The sequence below is a fragment of the Oceanobacillus alkalisoli genome (genome assembly GCF_022213125.1).
GTDB classification, from domain to species: Bacteria; Bacillota; Bacilli; order Bacillales; family Amphibacillaceae; genus Oceanobacillus; species Oceanobacillus alkalisoli.
The window spans coordinates 142963-163074 of sequence record NZ_JAKNRA010000003.1; the positions used below are offsets into that span (position 1 = coordinate 142963).

Sequence of the window (20112 nt, forward strand, 5' to 3'; positions counted from 1 at the left end):
GTTTTTCCTCACGCTTAGAGCTGGGGTATTACAGACCGTTAATGCGTGATAAAGAAGGACCAACAAATAAATCGTTGGTCCTTCTTCTTATTTTTCAAGAAATTCGATGATGCGTTGAAGGTCATCATCATTGTAAAATTCAATTTCGATTCTACCTTTTTTCTTTCCTTGCTTTATCGTGACAGAAGTGCCTAATCGGTCACGTAAAATTGCTTCACGTTCTTGTATGAATACATTCTTTTTCGGTTTTTCCTGACGCACCGGTTTTTTCTCATTCAATTCAACAACAAGCTTCTCTACTTGTCTAACATTCAACTTTTCTTTGCGGATTTTATCAACAAGTGGAATCAATTTTGCCTTATCCTTTAATCCGATTAACGCTTTCCCGTGTCCCATAGATAACTCACCATTATTAATATAGGCAACAATTTGATCCGGCAAAGATAACAACCGAACAGTATTTGCAATGTGGGATCTGCTCTTTCCAAGACGCTTTGATAATTCTTCTTGAGTAATTTTGAGCTCATGCATTAGATTACGATAAGCATGCGCTTCTTCAATTGGAGTCAAATCTTCCCGTTGCAAGTTCTCTAGTAAAGCAAGCTCCATCATCCGTTCATCGGAAAGCTCTTTTATAACAACTGGAACTGTCTCTAATCCTGCTTCTTTTGCTGCGCGGAATCGTCTCTCCCCTACTACAATTTCATAACCTTTGATGCTTTTTCGTACAATTAAAGGCTGGATAATTCCGTATTCTAGAATACTTGTCTTTAACTCTTCAATCGCATCCGCATGAAATGTTTTTCTTGGTTGATACGGATTTGGGCGACATTCATTGATTGCTATTTCTTCAACCATCTGTTCATCCTGCTCTCCCATGTCGGGAAAGTACACTTCTAGACCTCTACCCAACCCTTTCGCCACTCTGCATCACTTCCTTTGCTAATTCAAGATACACTTCTGCTCCCTTTGACTTAGGATCATAGTTAATGATTGGCTGACCGTGACTCGGTGCTTCACTTAATCGTATATTCCGTGGAATAATCGATTTATACACCTTTTCCTGGAAATATTTTTTTACTTCGGCTACGACTTCAATTCCAAGATTCGTTCGTGCATCAAGCATTGTTAGTAAAACACCTTCAATCATCAAATGTTTATTTAAATGCTTCTGAACAAGTCTGATGGTGTTTAAGAGCTGACTTAATCCTTCTAAAGCGTAATATTCACATTGTACTGGAATGATGACGGAGTTGGAGGCGGTTAATGCGTTAAGCGTAAGAAGACCTAATGATGGTGGACAATCGATAATAATATAATCATATTCCTCTTGAAGTTGTTCTAATGCTTTACTCAGCCGCATTTCCCTCGACATAATTTGTACTAACTCTATTTCCGCCCCAGCAAGTTGAATCGTTGCAGGTATTATATCTAAGTTGACCATATCTGTGGAAACAATCACATCTTCTGCAGGAACTTCTTCAACAAGTACGTTGTAGATACAGTACGGTACATCTGCTTTATTAATCCCTACTCCGCTTGTTGCATTTCCTTGTGGATCCGTGTCGATCAAAAGGACTTTATTTCCTAATGAAGCCAGTCCTGCACTCAGGTTAACTGATGATGTTGTTTTCCCGACGCCACCCTTTTGATTTGCGATGGACATTATTTTTACCATGTTGACACCTACCTAAAAAATATACTATTTATTTTATCATTAAATACTAGAGTTAGACTATTTTTTTAGTAATCTAATATAAATTGATTCAAACTTACTAGTAAATAACACAAAAATATATGTTGTTTAAAATCTTGCAGAAATACCCATCTCACGTGAAAAGATGGGTATTTTAAATGGATATAATCCATATCTGATGATTATTACTGGTTGTTTTTTGGTATTTTAATCGTAATTTGATAATAATCATCCATCTCCTGCTCATCCGACTCTACTTTAACTCCAGTATCAGAGACCATGGAAAGGGATTGCCGAATCGTATTCATTGCAATGCGAATGTCTTTGTTTATTCCTTTTAATTGTGCTCGCTTCCGCTTTGGAGCTTCTTCTTTCACATTCAATGCAGCGATTCTTTCTTCTGTCTGTTTCACATTAAGTTCTTGATCGATGATCAACTGCAGTATTTCCAATTGCTTCGTTTCATCTTTTAATTTAATAAGCGCCCGCGCATGTCTTTCCGTTATTACTTTTTGCAACAGCGCTTCTTGAACAGGTTCTGGTAACTTTAATAACCTTAATTTGTTTGCGATTGTAGATTGATTCTTACCTAAACGTTGCGCAAGTGCTTCTTGTGTCAAAGAATGAAGCTCCAATAATTGGGAATATGCCCTAGCTTCTTCAATAACTGTCAACTCTTCACGCTGAAGGTTCTCGATTAAGGCTACAGAAGCTGTTTCTGTATCGGACATTTCACGAATGATCGCTGGTATTTGCTCCCACTCCAGGGAAGTTACAGCTCGCCATCTGCGCTCACCAGCAATGAGTTCGAAGCGATCCTCATCCAACTTTCTTACAACAATTGGCTGTATCATGCCATGTGTATGAATGGTTTGCGCTAATTCTTGTATCTTCTCATCATCGAAAATTGTTCTAGGTTGAAATCGATTGGGCTCAATTTTTTTAACTTCCAATTCGACGACCTCATTCAGAAGGAATTCTGTTTCTTCAGCCTCCGAATTCGATTTATCCCCTATTCCAAAAAGCCGATTAAAAGGACTCACCACTAGTTGACACCACCTTACATACTTTTACGCTAAATTAGTGCATGATGATAAAATGTTCCACGTGAAACATTTTATCTTACTCTATGAGTCTCTGTTCTCTCTATCTTATAATATTCTACCATAATTACGTAATAAAAGGACCTATTTAGCAATATATTTCATGCGTGGTTCATTATGAAAGTGCATGAGGATCACCTTTTATTAAAAAAAAGAATTGCCCACTAATATTCATTAGCGGGCAGAATTGTTATTCGATTGGATTTTTATTCGGTGTACCAGGTTTGCGCGGATATTTTTTTGGTGTTTTTCTACGTTTTTCAATCCAATAGATTGTTCTTTCGCTATCTTCTTGTGGCAGTGTGAATGTTTTTTGACCAATCGTCTTGCCACCAAATAATTCTATTGCATTTTTGGCATTTTCTAATTCCTCTTCAGCCTGGGCTCCTTTTAGAGCAAGGAATATGCCGTTTTTCTTCACTAATGGTAAGCAAAGTTCAGTTAATACCGACATTCTCGCCACAGCACGAGCCGTAACAATATCATATGTTTCGCGGAACTTCACATTTTTGCCAAAACTCTCCGCTCGGTCATGATAAAAGGATACGCCTGCGAGATCTAAAGCAGTAGCAAGATGATTCAGGAAGACAATCCGTTTTTGCAAGGAGTCCACAATTGTTACTTTTAACTCCGGAAAGCAAATTTTTAATGGAATACTGGGAAATCCTGCACCAGCGCCTACATCGCAAATTGTTTGTTCACCGGTAAAATCATGATGAAATGCAGGTGTTATGGAATCATAAAAATGCTTCAAGTAAACATTCTCTTCAGCTGTAATTGCTGTAAGGTTTACTTTCTCATTCCATTCTACCAAGGTCTCGTAATAAATAGCGAACTGATTCATTTGTTCATCGGTTAATTCAATCCCCTGCTCCGAGAGAGCTTGTCGAAACTGTTCTGGATTCATCTAAAGATAACGCTCCTTTATGCTTATGTTAACGTACTTGTTTAATTAGCAACCCTTGCTATATTTCCTTGTTCAATATAAACAAGCAGAATAGAAACATCAGCCGGATTCACACCAGATATCCGAGACGCTTGCCCAACGGACAATGGACGAATTTTCTTTAGCTTCTCTTTCGCTTCGGAAGCAAGGCCATTGATTCCGTCATAATCGATATCTTCCGGGATTTTCTTATCTTCCATCTTCATCATTCGCTCGACTTGTTCATTCGACTTTTTAATATATCCTTCATATTTGACTTGGATATAAACCTGTTCACGTGCTTCTTCATCCAATGCTTCGTTTGATTCAATCATTTGATCGATAAAGTTATAGTTTACTTCCGGTCGTTTCAACAAGTCATATGCATTCGTTGCGTCTTTTAAGGCTGTTGAATTGATTGTCTCAAGGAGATGATTCGCTTGTTCCGGTTTAATGATAATTTTCTTCAGTCTTTTTATCTCTTCTTCTACAAGTCGTTTCTTTTCTACTAATTTGTTGTAGCGTTCTTCAGAAATCAAGCCGATTTCATAGCCGATTTCCGTTAATCGCATGTCCGCATTATCATGGCGAAGAAGCAAACGGTATTCAGCACGGGATGTTAATAAACGGTAAGGTTCATTCGTCCCTTTCGTTACAAGATCATCTATCAGTACGCCGATATAGCCTTGCGAACGGTCGAGAATAACGGGCTCTTTTCCAAGGACCTTTGATGCAGCATTAATTCCTGCCATAATTCCTTGACCAGCAGCTTCTTCATATCCGGATGTACCGTTAATTTGTCCTGCAGTAAAGAGACCTGGGATACTTTTCGTTTCCAGTGTCGGCCATAATTGTGTTGGAGCTACGACATCATACTCAATTGCATAGCCCGGACGCATTATTTCTGCTTTCTCCAGTCCTGGGATTGTTTTAATCATTTCATATTGAATGTTCTCTGGAAGTGAAGTCGATAGTCCTTGGACATAAACTTCTTCCGTATTTCTTCCCTCAGGTTCAAGGAAAATTTGATGACGCGGCTTATCATCAAAGCGAACAATTTTATCCTCAATGGACGGGCAATAACGGGCACCTGTCCCCCGCTTCACTCCAGAATACATGGAAGAAAGCTCTAAGTTATTGTTAATAATTCCATGTGTAAATTCATTTGTGTGTGTCAACCAGCATGGCAGCTGATCGATAATTTTGGTCGTTGTTTCATAGGAAAAATTACGCGGATTTTCATCTCCCGGTTGAATTTCCGTTTTCGAATAATCGATCGTTTGACTATTTACACGTGGAGGTGTACCTGTTTTGAATCGTTTCAGGTTAAACCCAAGTTCCTCCAGATTTTCGGAAAGATTAACCGAAACACGCTGATTGTTTGGACCACTTTCATATTCTAAATGACCCATTAATACTTTTCCACGCATAAAGGTTCCTGTTGTGATGATAACTGCTTCAGCACGGTATTCCGCTTCCGTCTCTGTCACAACCCCTTTACAAACGCCGTCTTCCATAATCAGGGAGTCAACCATTCCTTGACGAAGTGTCAGATTTTCTTGGTTCTCCACTAATTTTCTCATTTCTTGCATGTAGACTGTTTTGTCAGCTTGTGCACGTAACGCTTGTACAGCAGGTCCTTTTCTTGTATTTAACATACGCATTTGAATCGATGCTTTATCAATCACCTTCCCCATGACACCACCAAGAGCGTCAATTTCACGGACAACAATTCCTTTTGCTGGTCCGCCGATAGAAGGATTACATGGCATAAATGCGAGCATATCGATGTTAAGAGTCAGCATCAGCGTTTTTGCGCCTCTTTTTGCTGCAGCGACAGCCGCTTCAATACCGGCATGTCCTGCCCCCACAACGATGATATCGTAATTTCCTGCATTAAAAGTCATTTCATTCACCCTTTCATATGATCAAAAGTGGAAGCGCACTTGCTTATCCGCTGGGCGCTGGAAGTGAACGCGGACCACCATACTTACATCCACAATTGAACATGTATATTTTTTTTATTTTATTTAAACAAAGGAATGAATTTCATAATTACCAAAGTCGGCTTTCCCATCACCGTATGTAGTTGGGAACGAGCCAACTACATATGGTGATGGTGAAGCATTAAATACGTATTATGAAATTCATTAAAAGTTTTATTTTCCTAAACAGAATTGAGAAAACAGCTGATCGATAAGACTGTCGCTTGCCGTATCCCCAATAATTTCACCTAAAAGCTCCCACGTTCGGGTTACATCAATCTGAACGATATCAAGTGGCATTCCTAGTTCAATGCCTTCCATCGCATCCTCAAGTGCCTGTTTTGCTTGCTTAAGGAGCTGGATATGACGGATATTCGAAACATAAGTCATGTCTCCTGTATCGATCTCACCTTCAAAAAAGGTTGAAGCAATTGACCTTTCCAGCTGTTCTACTCCTTCTTCTACTAGTAAAGATGTCGTAATTACCGGACGTTCTCCAGCAAGTTCCCTCACCTTTTCGAGATCGATTTTTTGTTCTAAATCCATCTTATTGACGATGACAATATAATCAAGTCCTTGTACGGCTTCGAATAGTTTCCTATCCTCTTCCGTTAAATCTTCATTAAAGTTTAAAACGAAGAGAATCAAATCGGATTCTTGCAGTACTTGCCGCGAGCGCTCCACACCGATCTTTTCAACGATGTCTTCAGTCTCCCTAATACCTGCAGTATCAACAAGACGAAGCGGCACACCACGGACATTCACATATTCTTCAATAATATCACGGGTTGTTCCTGGAATATCGGTGACAATTGCTTTATTTTCCTGTACGAGGGTATTCATCAGAGAGGATTTTCCAACGTTTGGACGGCCGATAATTGCAGTAGCGATCCCTTCACGGAGAATTTTCCCCTGGTTGGCCACTTCAAGCAACTCTTTGATCCGCTTATGAACCTCTCTTGATTTTGTCCGCATCATTTCATGACTCATCTCTTCGACGTCATCATATTCCGGATAATCAATATTTACCTCAACATGAGCAACGGTTTCGAGAAGTTCCTGACGTAATTCGGTAATGAGTTTTGATAGGCGCCCGTCCATTTGTTTCACAGCAACAGACATTGCTTTATCTGTTTTTGCACGAATCAGGTCCATGACGGCTTCCGCTTGTGATAAATCTATTCTTCCATTAAGAAAAGCACGTTTTGTAAATTCTCCGGGTTCTGCCAGACGTGCTCCTTTCGACAATATGATATCTAATACTTTATTGACTGCTACCATTCCACCATGGCAATTGATTTCTACTATATCTTCACGCGTGAATGTTTTCGGTGCCCGCATAACAGAAACCATTACTTCATCTGCAATATCGTTCGTCTCAGGGTCGATAATCCTCCCATAATTTATCGTATGGGTTGCTGCTTCATGAAGATCCTTACCTGTAAAAAGTTCATTTGTAATAGTAATTGCATCCGGCCCGCTCAAACGCACGATTGCAATTGCACCTTCTCCAACTGGTGTTGAAATCGCAGTAATTGTATCTGTCGACATTGCTACACCTCCAACTTGTTCTATCGTTAAATTAGCACGTTTTCCAGTAAACGTCACTAACAAAAAAGAATAACATAAATCGGCGAGAAAATAAAGTTATCCACATTAATTTTCTTAGATTGTCATACCTTTTTTGTCATTGCATTTTATCCACATGTGGATAGTCAAGTTAGGATAAACACACTGACCCCCTTGCCCCAGATTCTTTAAGCATAAAAAAATCACCCGATTTTAAAGGGTGATTTTTAAAGTTTCTATTTATTATGGTTTGATTACAATATGCCGGTGGGGTTCTTGTCCATCGGAATAGGTTGTAATTTCAGTCGAATCCTGGAGTGCGTTATGGATGATTTTTCTTTCAAAGGCAGGCATCGGTTCGAGTGCAACTTTTTTATTTAAGCGTTTTGCTTTATCTGCCATCTTATGGGCAAGTGATACAAGCGTTTCGCGTCTGCGTCCCCGGTACCCTTCCGCATCCAAGGTTACGGTGTAATAGATTTCTTTCTGTTTGTTGATCGCTAGATGAGCTAAATACTGTAAGGCATTGAGTGTTTGTCCGCGTTTTCCGATAAGAATGGCGATATTTTCGCCACCCATTTCAAAGGCTACATGATTGTCTTCTATCGTTGTTTTAATTTCAACGTCGACGTTCATATTCTTTGTAACTTCTTTCAAGAAATTTTCCGTTTCTTTAATTGGGTCTTTTTTTTCACTGACCTTTACAATGGCCCGTTTCGCTCCAATTAAACCGAGTATTCCTTTTTTACCTTCATCGATAACCTCAATTTCAACACGGTCCTCAGTCGTGTTTAACTGCTGTAGAGCTGATTGTACAGCTTCTTCAACTGTTGAACCGCTAGCAGTTATTTCTCTCACTTTTTGTCTCCTCCAGTATCGGTATTCGTCATCATTGGTTTATTGATTAGTAATGTTTGGAAAACCATAAAGATATTACCTGTTACCCAGTACAACGCAAGAGCTGCTGGGAAGAAGAACGACATGACACCAATCATAATCGGCATCATATAAAGCATTAAATTCATTTGCATTGCCATCTGTGGATTCTGGGATGCTGATGTATTTGTAGACATCATGAGTTTTTGCTGCAGGAATGTGAATCCAGCAACAAGAAACGGCAACACATAGTCCGGTGAACCAAGTTCGAACCACAAGAAATTATATTGACTGATTTCTGTCGTCCGCATAATCGCATGGTACATTGCGATTAAGACAGGCATTTGGACAAAAATCGGTAAACATCCTGCCAATGGATTTACACCATTTCGCTGGAAAAGTTCCATTGTTTCTTGCTGTAACTTTTGTTGAGTGTTCGCATCTTTCGAGCTGTATTTCTTCTGGATTTCTTGCAATTTCGGCTGAATAGCCTGCATAGCTTTAGAACTTTTAATCTGTTTTATACTTAGTGGTAAAATTAAGAGACGAATAACAACCGTAACGATAACAATAGATAATCCAAAACTATTATTGAAAATATGAGCTATTTTTGTAATAACCCAGGAGAGCGGGTACACAAAAATAGTGTTCCAAATCCCTTCACTCTCTGCAGTAATCGGCTCATTGATCTCCGTACATCCTGCAAGCAGCAATGCAAGGCCGATCATTGCAAATAGCAATATATATTTTTTGCGCAACATTTTTCCTCCTTAGCGTGAACGTGAAACTCTATCTGCTATTTTATCCTAATTGCAGATAAGATTCTATGTTTAACTTGTTTTTTATTTATTTTTAAAAAGACGCTGCTTATATAATAAATGACTTAAACTTTTTTTCATTTCGTGAAATCCCATATTCTTCGTAGGTTGCCTTGCAATAATAATCATATCTACTGTCGGTTTAATATCTGCTTCCATTTCATGAAAGGCCTGACGGAGATAGCGTTTAATCTGATTTCTTTTCACAGCATTTCCAATTTTTTTTCCGACAGAAAGGCCGATTCGGAAATGCTCCTGCTCCGCTTTTTCGGCATAATAAATGACAAGCTGACGGTTTGCGAATGATTTTCCGTGCTTGAATATGTATTGAAATTCGTTATTTTTTTTAATCCGATATGCTTTTTTCATTCACTTCACCTTTATTACTCTCTAGCTTACCCAAATTGATAAAGCACTTATTTTAATATGTCTAGTTTCAGCGCCCTAAACGAGCGCTTCCACTTTTCTAATAAAAAAACCACTGACTGATCAGTGGCTTATGCGGATAATACTTTTCTTCCTTTACGACGACGACGTGCTAATACTTTACGTCCATTTTTCGTAGCCATACGTGCACGGAAGCCATGTACCTTTTTACGCTTACGGTTACTCGGTTGAAATGTTCTTTTCATTATTACTGCACCTCCTAGGGATTCTAATATCTAAAGTTTAATCATTAACTAATCCAGTAGACAGTCTCAATAATTATACGTAAAACCTATCCCCCATGTCAACTACAATTTTTTTAAAAAGTTTCACCTCTTCATCTTCTCTTGTTGTATAACACCAGAAAAGCGCTATAAACTTATCAACAACTTATACACGCCCACTATTTTTTAACATCCAGATTATTCGACTGCTATCGACAATTTACTCACACGATAAACGTATGTTGATACTTTTTTGTAAACACGCCGGGAATTTTGTGGATAACTTTTGAAACCCCTTGCGTTACAAGCTTTTATTTGCTATTATTAGTATGTTTTCTCCTGTGGAAAACTAATTGCTTATTATTTTTATACACAGGTTGTGGACAACGTTGTGGATAGTCATTCACAGCTTCTTAATTATTTTTTCCACAGATTTGTGGATATAGTTTATAAATCATGCTAAACTTTAAGGACTACATATTCATTCATCCACAGCCTTTTTATTAGAAAACTTGGCATTCACCTCCTTTTTTACTGCCAATTGGGCAATTAAGGGAGGCTATTTTAACCTGTCTACAAAAACTACCGCGTTACAATCTACATTCAGAAAGGAGTGAATTCCCGATTGGAAAATATTGAAGAGCTGTGGCAAGCCGCTTTAGAAAAGATTGAAGAAAAGGTTAGTAAACCAAGCTACGATACATGGTTAAAAAATACAGAAGCTGTAGAAATAAACCAAACAACATTGATTGTATCTGCACCGAATGAATTTGCGAGAGATTGGTTGGAAAACCAATATACGAATGTCATCAATGAAGTACTGGAAGAAGTGACCGGATCCAGACTTGATACGAAATTCATTATTCCCGATCCTTCGCCAGCTGTAGAGGAAGTAAAACAAGACAAACTAGAAACAAATTCACCAGTGAATCATAATGATTTTCCTAAATCGATGCTAAATGAAAAATATACATTTGATACGTTTGTCATTGGAGCTGGAAACCGATTCGCACATGCTGCTTCCCTCGCTGTTGCTGAGGCTCCCGCAAAAGCTTATAACCCGCTGTTTATCTATGGGGGAGTTGGCCTTGGTAAAACCCATTTGATGCATGCAATTGGTCATTATGTAAGAGAACATAACCCGGAAGCGAAAGTTGCTTACGTTACTTCTGAGAAATTTACGAATGAATTCATTAACGCAATCATGGAAAATAAATCCAATGCGTTTCGCAATAAATACCGGAATATAGATGTCCTATTAATTGATGATATTCAATTCATAGCTGGAAAAGAATCAACCCAGGAAGAATTTTTCCATACATTTAATGCATTACATGAAGAAAGTAAACAAATTATCATCTCTAGTGACCGTCCGCCAAAAGAAATTCCGACATTAGAAGATAGATTGCGTTCGCGCTTTGAATGGGGTCTTATAACAGATATTACGCCGCCTGATCTGGAAACGAGAATCGCAATTTTAAATAAAAAGGCTAAAGCAGAAGGACTTGAGATTCCAAATGAAGTCATGCTTTATATTGCAAATCAAATCAATACGAACATTCGTGAGTTAGAAGGGGCACTTATTCGCGTAGTTGCCTATTCTTCGCTAGTCAATCAAGATATTGATGCTTCCCTTGCCGCAGAGGCATTGAAAGATATTATTCCGAGCAATAAGCCAAAGGAAATTACCGTGGAAGGAATCCAAGAAATCGTTTCAAGAAAATATAATATTCGTATGGAAGACTTCGCTGCCAAGAAACGGACGAAATCAATCGCCTTCCCAAGACAGATTGCCATGTACCTCTCAAGGGAAATGACCGACCTTTCATTACCGAAGATTGGCGATGAATTTGGGGGACGAGATCATACAACTGTTATACATGCTCATGAAAAGATCTCAAAAATGATTGCAGATGATGCTTCTTTCAGTCAGGAAATCGATGAAATTATAGAAACGATCAAATCAATTTAAAGGATTGCCTGTGTATACTGTTCATAAGCTTTCATAGATATTAACAGATTATCAACGTGTGTAAAACTTCGTCTGACAAGATATCAAGGTACTTATCCACATATCAACAGGCCTTATTACTATTATTACTGTTTTTTATAATAAATAATATATATATAGAACTTCCGCTAGGAGGACAAATTCATGAAATTTACAATCAAACGAGATTTATTAATAACTGCTGTTCAAGATGTAATGAAAGCAATCACTCCAAGGCCAGTCATTCCAATTCTTTCTGGAATGAAAGTTGAAGCAAGCATTCATGGTATTACATTATCAGGAAGTGATTCTGATATTTCGATCGAATCTTTTATTCCTAGTGAAGACAATGGAAATGTAAATGTAGAAAATATTGAACCTGGAACGATTGTACTTCAAGCAAGATATTTCCCTGATATTGTAAGGAAATTACCGCAAGATACAGTGGATTTCATTGTAGAAGAAAATCATCAAGTAAAAATCAGCTCTGGAAAATCTGAATTTACCCTTGTTGGTCAAAGCGCAGAAGAATATCCGCACTTACCAAGGCTTGAAGCAGAAACAAGCTTTGAAATGCCAATTCCATTATTTAAAAATATGATCAAACAGACCGTATTTGCTGTATCAACAATGGAAACACGTCCGATCTTAACTGGTGTAAATATTAAACTGGAGAATAATGAACTTACTTTCACTGCAACTGACAGCCACCGTTTAGCAATGCGGAAAACGGCTATTGAGGCAGTCGGAATTGAGTTTCATAATGTGGTTGTTCCTGGAAAGAGTTTAAATGAGTTAAATAAAATATTGGATGATACGGAAGAAACGGTTGAAATTAATGTTACGAATAACCAAATTCTCTTCCGCACAAAGCATTTAAGCTTTCTCTCTCGTCTACTCGACGGAAATTATCCGGAAACTTCAAGACTGATCCCGGAAGAAAGAAAAACAAGAATCGTCGTCAACACAAAAGAATTACTAAATACGATTGACCGGGCTTCCTTGCTTGCACGAGAAGAAAGGAATAATGTCGTTAAATTGACGACTCAAGAGAGTTCCATCGTAGAAATTACAAGTAACTCACCAGAAGTTGGAAATGTACACGAAGAAATTGTAGTAGAAACGATTGAAGGTGAAGAATTGAAGATCTCTTTCAGTTCGAAATATATGATGGATGCACTAAAATCCATGGAATATGATGAAGTAATCATCGACTTTACTGGAGCAATGCGCCCGTTTGTACTCATTCCAAAAGAGGACGATTCGATTTTACAATTAATTTTACCAGTACGAACATATTAATTTTATAAAAACTCATAAAGAAAACACTTATCCACATGTGGGTAAGTGTTTTCTACTTACTTAGGGAACTAAAAAAATAGGAAGGTTGTATATAATTAAAGTTGCTAGCGCTATCCATGTCCGCTCTGCGCCCAGCAACTATCAAACTTCACACTCCTTCAATCGATAAAGAAGACTTGCCGATTGGCTTCAGCCAGAGGCTTAGCCGCACTTATACCCTTGTGGTGAAAGTCAACATCAACATCAACTCACTCTCGTCGCCTGAGTTTCCTTTTTCTCCCTTCCGGTAAAAAGGAGGTTCGATTAAGCTCGCCCCTTCCTCGGGCAACATCGAACTACCTCCCATCCTGGGAGGCACAGTTTGTACGTTGCTGCGACTACTGGATGTGCTAGTGCAGGTGTTGCGAAGACGATCGCGTTTTTAACCTGCAAGGGCGCTTCCGCCTTTGTTATATCTAAAACTAAAAATAAGCCATTTTGAGAAGTTTTTGCCCTTCCCCAGTGGATTACCTTTCAAAATAGCAAAAACTTTAGTAAAATAGGTTTATAGAGTTTTTAACGGTAAATACTAAAACTAACATGTCTTTTACGGGAAAAAATATATTTTATTTTTTTAAAAGAGACTAAAAGGAAACTTGGTGATGAGTGATATGCAGGAAAAAGTAAACATAACAACGGAGTATATAACGCTGGGTCAATTGATTAAAGTTCTTAATATCCTTGAATCTGGCGGCATGGTGAAAGCTTATCTACAAGATGTAGGGGCAAATGTAAATGGAGAAGTCGAACATCGCCGCGGCCGCAAGTTATATCCAGGTGACATAGTAGAAGTCGAAGGTAACGCTTATATCGTAAGTGCTGAGGACTAAGGTATATGCATATCGAACAGCTAGTCCTTAAAAACTTTAGAAATTATGACGCACTTACGCTCACCTTTGACGATAGAGTGAATGTCATTATCGGGGAGAATGCACAAGGCAAGACAAATTTGATGGAAGCAATCTATTGTCTTGCATTTACCAAATCTCACCGGACAACAAAAGAAAAAGAACTTATTCAATGGGACAAAGAATATGCTAAAATAGAAGGTAGAGTAAAAAAGAAAAACCAGGCACTTCCCCTTGAGATGATTATTTCCACGAAAGGAAAGAAGGCAAAACTAAATCATTTGGAACAACGCAGATTAAGTGATTTCATTGGTGCATTAAATGTCGTCATGTTTGCCCCGGAGGATCTGACACTTGTAAAAGGACCTCCTCAAGCCCGGAGACGGTTTATTGATATGGAGCTCGGGCAGATTCAAGCGACATATATTTATCATTTGGCACAGTATCAGAAAATATTAAAACAGCGAAATTCTCTTCTGAAACAATTACAACGTCAGGGTGGGAATCAAGTAACGATGCTTGAAGTTCTTACCGAACAGTTAATCCAGCATGCTGCCATCACTCTAGCAAAACGGTTCAGCTTTTTGAAACTGCTACGAAAATGGGCAGCACCCCTTCATCATCAAATCAGTCAAGAACTGGAAGAGCTGGAAATTAAATACGATGCTAGTGTCGATGTATCTGAGCAGGACGGCGAAGAAGAAATCGAAACGGCTTTTCGGCATAAATTCGAAGAAATTCAAGAGAAGGAGATAGAACGAGGAACAAGTCTCATCGGTCCCCACCGTGATGATTTAACCTTTTACGTAAACGGGATGGATGTTCAGACCTATGGTTCTCAAGGCCAGCAACGGACTACCGCCCTTTCCTTGAAACTCGCAGAAATTGAACTGATCCATCATGAAGTCGGCGAATACCCAATTTTATTGTTGGATGATGTATTAAGTGAGCTGGATGATTTTAGACAATCCCATTTGTTAAATACCATTCAAGGAAAAGTACAGACCTTTGTTTCGACAACAAGCGTTGATGGTATTCATCATGAAACATTGAAAGAAGCAGAATTGTTCCGGGTGACAAATGGAACCGTATCTGTAGAAAAACACTAAAGGAGGTCGTTACTTACCTTATGTTTATCGATATTGGGAATGGGAATGTCATACAATCCTCAACAATTATTGCAATAATTGATTACGAGCTTATCTCCTCATCTGTGCTTTTACAAGAAATGGTAGACCAAGCCAAACAAGAAAAAACATTAAAAGGACCAACCGTCCAAGCAAAATCCATGATGGTCACGACAAAAGGAACCTACGTCAGCACCCTATCCGTAGCAACCCTAAAAAAACGCACAAGCATCAAAGCAACCATCAAACACATGGAAGACTATTATGAGTAATTCTATGATTACTGAGATTTATCCAGACTGATTATAGTATTTATCTTGTTGAAAGAATGAAATTTAAGTTTTTCCTGGGAGCAGTCCAAATACCTTGAAACTCCTGCGGGAGGATAGGCTAGGTGAGACCCCACAGAGCGTCAGCCCGAGGAGGCTTACCAGCAGAGAAGAATGAACTGCAATTCTTCATTGCCCGTGGAAAGAAAGAGGTATTTGGACTGCGAACCCTGGATAGAAAATAGAAATGAGTGAGCGATTTATGGCAGAAAATGTATCTAACAATCAATCCTATGACGCGGAACAAATTCAAGTCTTGGAAGGCCTCGAAGCTGTTCGCAAACGTCCAGGAATGTACATCGGATCCACAAGTTCAAGAGGACTCCACCATCTCGTCTGGGAAATCGTTGACAACAGTATCGACGAAGCCCTTGCTGGTTACTGTGATCATATCCAAGTCATCATCGAAAAAGACAACAGCATCACCGTAAAAGATAACGGTCGTGGTATCCCTGTCGACATCCAAAAGAAAACAGGTCGGCCAGCAGTCGAAGTTATTATGACGGTTCTTCATGCCGGCGGTAAATTCGGTGGTGGCGGTTATAAAGTTTCCGGTGGACTCCACGGAGTTGGTGCATCCGTTGTAAATGCTCTTTCCAGCGGTCTCGAAGTGTACGTACACCGTGAAGGGAAAATTCACTCGATTGCCTTTGAACAAGGTAAAGTAGTAAAAGAACTCGGTGTCATCGGTGAAACAGAGATTCAAGGAACAGAAATCCATTTCACACCGGATCCGGAAATTTTCACGGAAACGACGGAATTCGAATTTGACATATTAGAGCAGCGTCTCCGTGAGCTCGCCTTTTTAAACAAAGGTCTTACCATCACAATTGAAGATAAACGGGAAGATGCAGAGCCTGTCAGCTATTACTACGAAGGCGGAATCAATTCGTATGTTGAGTATATTAACCAGAATAAAGAAGTGCTTCATGAACCGTTTTATGCAAACGGCACATCGCAAGGTATTGAAGTTGAAATATCAGTTCAGTACAATGACGGCTTTGCCTCTAACCTTTATTCTTTCGCTAATAATATTCACACGTATGAGGGTGGTACCCATGAATTTGGATTCCGTAGTGCTTTAACCCGTGTAATTAATGAATATGCCCGTAGAAGCGGATTATTAAAAGAAAATGAAACAAACTTAACTGGGGATGATGTACGAGAAGGAATGACCGCAATTGTCTCTATCAAGCATCCGGACCCGCAATTTGAAGGTCAGACGAAAACGAAACTGGGAAACAGTGAAGTTCGTACGGTTACCGACCAAGTTTTCAGTGAAACGTTCCAAACATTTCTCCTTGAAAATCCAACGGTTGGCCGCATTATTGTCGATAAAGGACTAATGGCTTCCCGCGCAAGAGTCGCTGCGAAAAAGGCAAGAGAGCTAACGAGAAGAAAAAGTGCGCTGGAAATCTCGAACTTACCAGGTAAACTCGCTGACTGTTCCTCGAAAGATGCTTCTATTAGTGAACTGTATATCGTAGAGGGGAACTCTGCCGGCGGTTCTGCTAAAGCTGGTAGAGATAGGCATTTCCAGGCAATTTTGCCGCTTCGAGGTAAGATTCTGAACGTGGAAAAGGCAAGACTCGACCGAATCCTATCTAACGCGGAAATTCGTTCGATGATTACTGCGATAGGAACGGGAATCGGTGAAGAATTTGATATAGAAAAAGCACGTTATCATAAAATCGTAATTATGACGGACGCCGATGTCGATGGTGCTCATATCCGCACCTTGCTGCTTACATTCTTTTTCCGGTATATGCGCCCATTAATTGATTACGGATATATCTATATTGCACAGCCACCGCTATTCCAAATTAAACAAGGGAAAAACGTGCAATATGTTTATAGTGATGAGGAATTACAGGCATCCTTAGCTGAACTGCCAGAAGCACCAAAGCCAGTCATCCAGCGTTACAAGGGACTTGGTGAAATGGATGCTGATCAACTTTGGGACACAACGATGAGTCCAGAGAACCGCACCTTGCTTCAAGTTCAGCTGACGGATGCGATTGAAGCGGATCAAGTCTTTGATATGCTCATGGGCGATAAAGTAGAACCGCGCCGTGACTATATTGAGCAAAATGCAAAATACGTCCAAAACTTGGATATATAGAATGTGGAAATGAAGAGGACTTGGGCGATATCGCTCCCCTCTTTCATTTCTTGTGTACGGGGAAAAGGAGTTTCCCGACTAGGAGGTAACAGAAATGGCCGAAGAACGCAGGAATGTACAGGAAATAAATATTAGTCAGGAAATGCGGACATCTTTCCTTGATTATTCTATGAGTGTTATTGTATCAAGGGCTTTACCCGATGTACGTGACGGTATGAAGCCAGTTCACCGCAGAATCATTTATGCGATGAATGATTTAGGTATGACGCCGGATAAAGCATATAAAAAATCCGCCCGTATTGTCGGGGAAGTAATCGGTAAGTATCATCCGCATGGTGACTCTGCTGTTTATGACACGATGGTGCGAATGGCACAAGATTTCAGTTATCGCCATATGCTTGTTGATGGTCACGGAAACTTTGGTTCTGTCGATGGTGACCAAGCTGCAGCAATGCGTTATACCGAAGCGAGATTATCAAGAATATCGATGGAATTAGTCCGGGATCTGAATAAAGATACAGTTGATTTCAGAGATAACTATGATGGTTCAGAGCGAGAACCAGCTGTTTTCCCTGCCCGTTTTCCTAACTTGCTTGTGAATGGAACGTCAGGAATTGCAGTCGGAATGGCGACAAATATCCCGCCTCACAACTTAGGTGAGACGATTGATGCTGTTCTTGCTCTATCAAAAGATGAAGAGATTACAGTCGAGGAATTAATGGAGTATCTCCCAGGACCAGACTTCCCGACGGCGGGAATCATCATTGGTAGAAGCGGCATAAGAAAAGCCTATGAAACAGGTAGAGGCTCGATTACGATGCGGGCGAAGGTTGATATTGAAGAACATGCGAATGGGAAATCAACGATTATCGTAACCGAATTGCCATTCCAAGTGAATAAAGCAAGACTGGTAGAAAAGATTGCTGAACTCGTCCGGGATAAGCGAATTGAAGGGATTACCGATCTGCGTGACGAATCGAGCCGTGATGGCATGCGTATTGTAATGGAAATCCGCCGTGACGCTAATGCGAACGTTATTTTAAATAATTTATATAAATATACGGCTCTGCAAACAACATTCGGTGTGAACACATTAGCACTAGTCGACGGGCAACCGCGAATTTTAAATATTAAACAATGCCTGGAGCATTATCTCACGCACCAGGTTGAAGTCATTGAAAGACGTACTGCTTTTGAACTGAAGAAAGCAGAGGCTCGTGCTCATATTTTAGAAGGATTACGGATTGCACTTGATAACCTCGATGCTGTCATTAGCTTGATTCGTAATTCGAAAACAACTGAAATTGCCCGTGAAGGCTTAATGACACAGTTCAGTCTATCAGAAAAACAGGCTCAAGCTATTCTAGACATGCGACTTCAGCGTTTAACTGGTTTAGAGCGTGAAAAGATTGAAAATGAATATAATGAATTACTCGCACTAATTGCTGAACTGAAAGCAATTCTTGCTGATGAAGAGAAAGTACTCGAAATCATCCGCGAAGAATTAATTGAAATTAAAGAGCGTTTCAGTAACGAGCGTCGTACGGAGATTGTTGTTGGAGGGGCTGGATTCTTCGAGGATGAGGATTTGATTCCGGAAGAAAACATTGTCATTACGCTCACCCACAATGGCTATATTAAACGATTGCCGGCTTCTACGTATCGTACACAGCGCCGGGGCGGCCGCGGAATTCAAGGAATGGGAACGAATGAAGATGACTTTGTCGAACAACTCGTCTCCTGCTCAACCCATGATACGATACTCTTTTTCACAAACCGTGGAAAGGTTTATCGCTTGAAGGGTTATGAAATCCCGGAATTCAGTCGTACTGCAAAGGGAATCCCAATCATCAACTTATTGCAAGTTGAAAGTGATGAGTGGATCAACGCAGTTATTGCTGTTGAAGAATATGATGAAGAAGCATATCTTCTCTTTACGACGAAGTATGGAATTGCTAAACGCACATCGCTTTCCATGTTTACGAATATTCGACGAGGCGGCTTGATTGCTGTTCATTTACGCGACGAAGATGAACTTATCTCCGTTCGCTTAACGGACGGGAAAAAGGATGTAATGATTGCAACGAAAGATGGCTATCTAATTCGTTTTGAGGAGGACCAAATTCGTCCGATGGGAAGAACAGCAGCCGGGGTGAAAGGTATTTCTTTACGGGATGAGGATGAAGTTGTCTCGATGGAAATCATAGAGCCTGGAGCGAACATTCTTCATGTGACGGAAAATGGTTACGGGAAACAGACGCCTGAAGAAGAATACCGCAGGATTAACCGTGGCGGTAAAGGTGTCTTGACGTGCCGAATTACGGATAAAACCGGAAAAGTCGTGAAAGTGAAAACAGTGACAGGCAAAGAAGATCTGATGCTCATTACAATTGCTGGTGTTCTTATCCGTATCCCGGTGGAAGAAATTTCTGAAACAGGAAGAAATGCAATGGGTGTCCGCCTCATTCGCCTACAGGACGAAGAACAAGTTTCAACTGTTGCTAAGATTGATGATGAAGAGGAACTGGAAATTGAAGAAGATTCGTCAGAAGTAACAGAAACAGAAAATACAAATGATCGTGAACCTAACAGTGACATCCAAGAATCACCGGAAACAGATGAAACAGATGATGACGAAGATATAGAAGAATAATTATATTCGAAGTGACCCGGAATAAACGGTTAAGCGTTTAAGGCGGGTCACTTTTCCTAATTTTTCCTTGGAGGTAGAAG

Annotated in this window: 17 protein-coding genes; 7 read left to right on the forward strand and 10 right to left on the reverse strand. The window is 39.7% G+C overall.

Annotation, left to right across the window (positions count from 1 at the left end):
* Positions 1-87 precede the first annotated feature (87 nt).
* From L3V42_RS06650 to rpmH, 10 genes are all read right to left on the reverse strand, one after another.
* Positions 88-924 (reverse strand): ParB/RepB/Spo0J family partition protein, encoded by an 837-nt coding sequence (locus L3V42_RS06650; RefSeq protein ID WP_238471613.1) that lies wholly within the window; start codon positions 922-924, stop codon positions 88-90.
* Positions 905-1678: a ParA family protein gene (locus L3V42_RS06655; protein WP_235763121.1), complete on the reverse strand. Its 774-nt coding sequence runs from the start codon at positions 1676-1678 to the stop codon at positions 905-907. Before L3V42_RS06655 ends, L3V42_RS06650 begins: the two co-directional genes overlap by 20 nt.
* 203 nt (positions 1679-1881) lie before the next feature.
* Positions 1882-2742, reverse strand: a complete 861-nt coding sequence (noc, locus tag L3V42_RS06660) for a nucleoid occlusion protein (RefSeq protein ID WP_238471614.1) — start codon at positions 2740-2742, stop codon at positions 1882-1884.
* 247 nt (positions 2743-2989) lie between these two features.
* Positions 2990-3706, reverse strand: coding sequence for a 16S rRNA (guanine(527)-N(7))-methyltransferase RsmG (gene rsmG / locus L3V42_RS06665; protein WP_238471615.1), 717 nt, complete (start codon positions 3704-3706; stop codon positions 2990-2992).
* Between the two features lie 41 nt (positions 3707-3747).
* Entirely contained in the window at positions 3748-5631 is a 1884-nt protein-coding gene (gene mnmG, locus L3V42_RS06670) for a tRNA uridine-5-carboxymethylaminomethyl(34) synthesis enzyme MnmG (RefSeq protein WP_238471616.1), read from the reverse strand.
* A 252-nt stretch (positions 5632-5883) separates the two neighbouring features.
* On the reverse strand, positions 5884-7260 hold the full coding sequence (gene mnmE / locus L3V42_RS06675) for a tRNA uridine-5-carboxymethylaminomethyl(34) synthesis GTPase MnmE (RefSeq protein ID WP_235763125.1): 1377 nt from the start codon (positions 7258-7260) through the stop codon (positions 5884-5886).
* A gap of 261 nt (positions 7261-7521) precedes the next feature.
* Positions 7522-8136, reverse strand: a complete 615-nt coding sequence (gene jag / locus L3V42_RS06680) for an RNA-binding cell elongation regulator Jag/EloR (protein WP_238471617.1) — start codon at positions 8134-8136, stop codon at positions 7522-7524.
* The gene (gene spoIIIJ, locus L3V42_RS06685) at positions 8133-8912 is read right to left on the reverse strand and encodes a YidC family membrane integrase SpoIIIJ (protein WP_235763127.1); all 780 of its coding nucleotides are present in this window, start codon (positions 8910-8912) and stop codon (positions 8133-8135) included. Before spoIIIJ ends, jag begins: the two co-directional genes overlap by 4 nt.
* 84 nt (positions 8913-8996) lie before the next feature.
* Positions 8997-9341, reverse strand: coding sequence for a ribonuclease P protein component (gene rnpA / locus L3V42_RS06690; RefSeq protein WP_235763128.1), 345 nt, complete (start codon positions 9339-9341; stop codon positions 8997-8999).
* Positions 9342-9469: 128 nt separating this feature from the next.
* Positions 9470-9604: a 50S ribosomal protein L34 gene (gene rpmH, locus L3V42_RS06695; protein WP_235763129.1), complete on the reverse strand. Its 135-nt coding sequence runs from the start codon at positions 9602-9604 to the stop codon at positions 9470-9472.
* A 643-nt stretch (positions 9605-10247) separates the two neighbouring features.
* Here rpmH and dnaA point away from each other — a divergent pair.
* From dnaA to gyrA, 7 genes are all read left to right on the forward strand, one after another.
* Positions 10248-11594: a chromosomal replication initiator protein DnaA gene (gene dnaA / locus L3V42_RS06700; protein ID WP_235763130.1), complete on the forward strand. Its 1347-nt coding sequence runs from the start codon at positions 10248-10250 to the stop codon at positions 11592-11594.
* Between the two features lie 183 nt (positions 11595-11777).
* Complete coding sequence (gene dnaN / locus L3V42_RS06705) at positions 11778-12914, forward strand: DNA polymerase III subunit beta (protein ID WP_235763131.1); 1137 nt, start codon at positions 11778-11780, stop codon at positions 12912-12914.
* A gap of 650 nt (positions 12915-13564) precedes the next feature.
* The gene (yaaA, locus tag L3V42_RS06710) at positions 13565-13783 is read left to right on the forward strand and encodes a S4 domain-containing protein YaaA (protein ID WP_235763197.1); all 219 of its coding nucleotides are present in this window, start codon (positions 13565-13567) and stop codon (positions 13781-13783) included.
* Between the two features lie 5 nt (positions 13784-13788).
* Entirely contained in the window at positions 13789-14910 is a 1122-nt protein-coding gene (gene recF / locus L3V42_RS06715; RefSeq protein ID WP_238471618.1) for a DNA replication/repair protein RecF, read from the forward strand.
* Positions 14911-14930: 20 nt separating this feature from the next.
* On the forward strand, positions 14931-15200 hold the full coding sequence (remB, locus tag L3V42_RS06720; RefSeq protein WP_235763133.1) for an extracellular matrix regulator RemB: 270 nt from the start codon (positions 14931-14933) through the stop codon (positions 15198-15200).
* A 259-nt stretch (positions 15201-15459) separates the two neighbouring features.
* Positions 15460-17379, forward strand: coding sequence for a DNA topoisomerase (ATP-hydrolyzing) subunit B (gene gyrB / locus L3V42_RS06725; RefSeq protein WP_235763134.1), 1920 nt, complete (start codon positions 15460-15462; stop codon positions 17377-17379).
* 94 nt (positions 17380-17473) lie between these two features.
* Positions 17474-20032 carry a DNA gyrase subunit A gene (gene gyrA / locus L3V42_RS06730; protein WP_238471619.1) on the forward strand — a complete coding sequence of 853 codons (2559 nt, stop codon included), beginning with the start codon at positions 17474-17476 and terminating at the stop codon, positions 20030-20032.
* Positions 20033-20112: the final 80 nt, after the last annotated feature.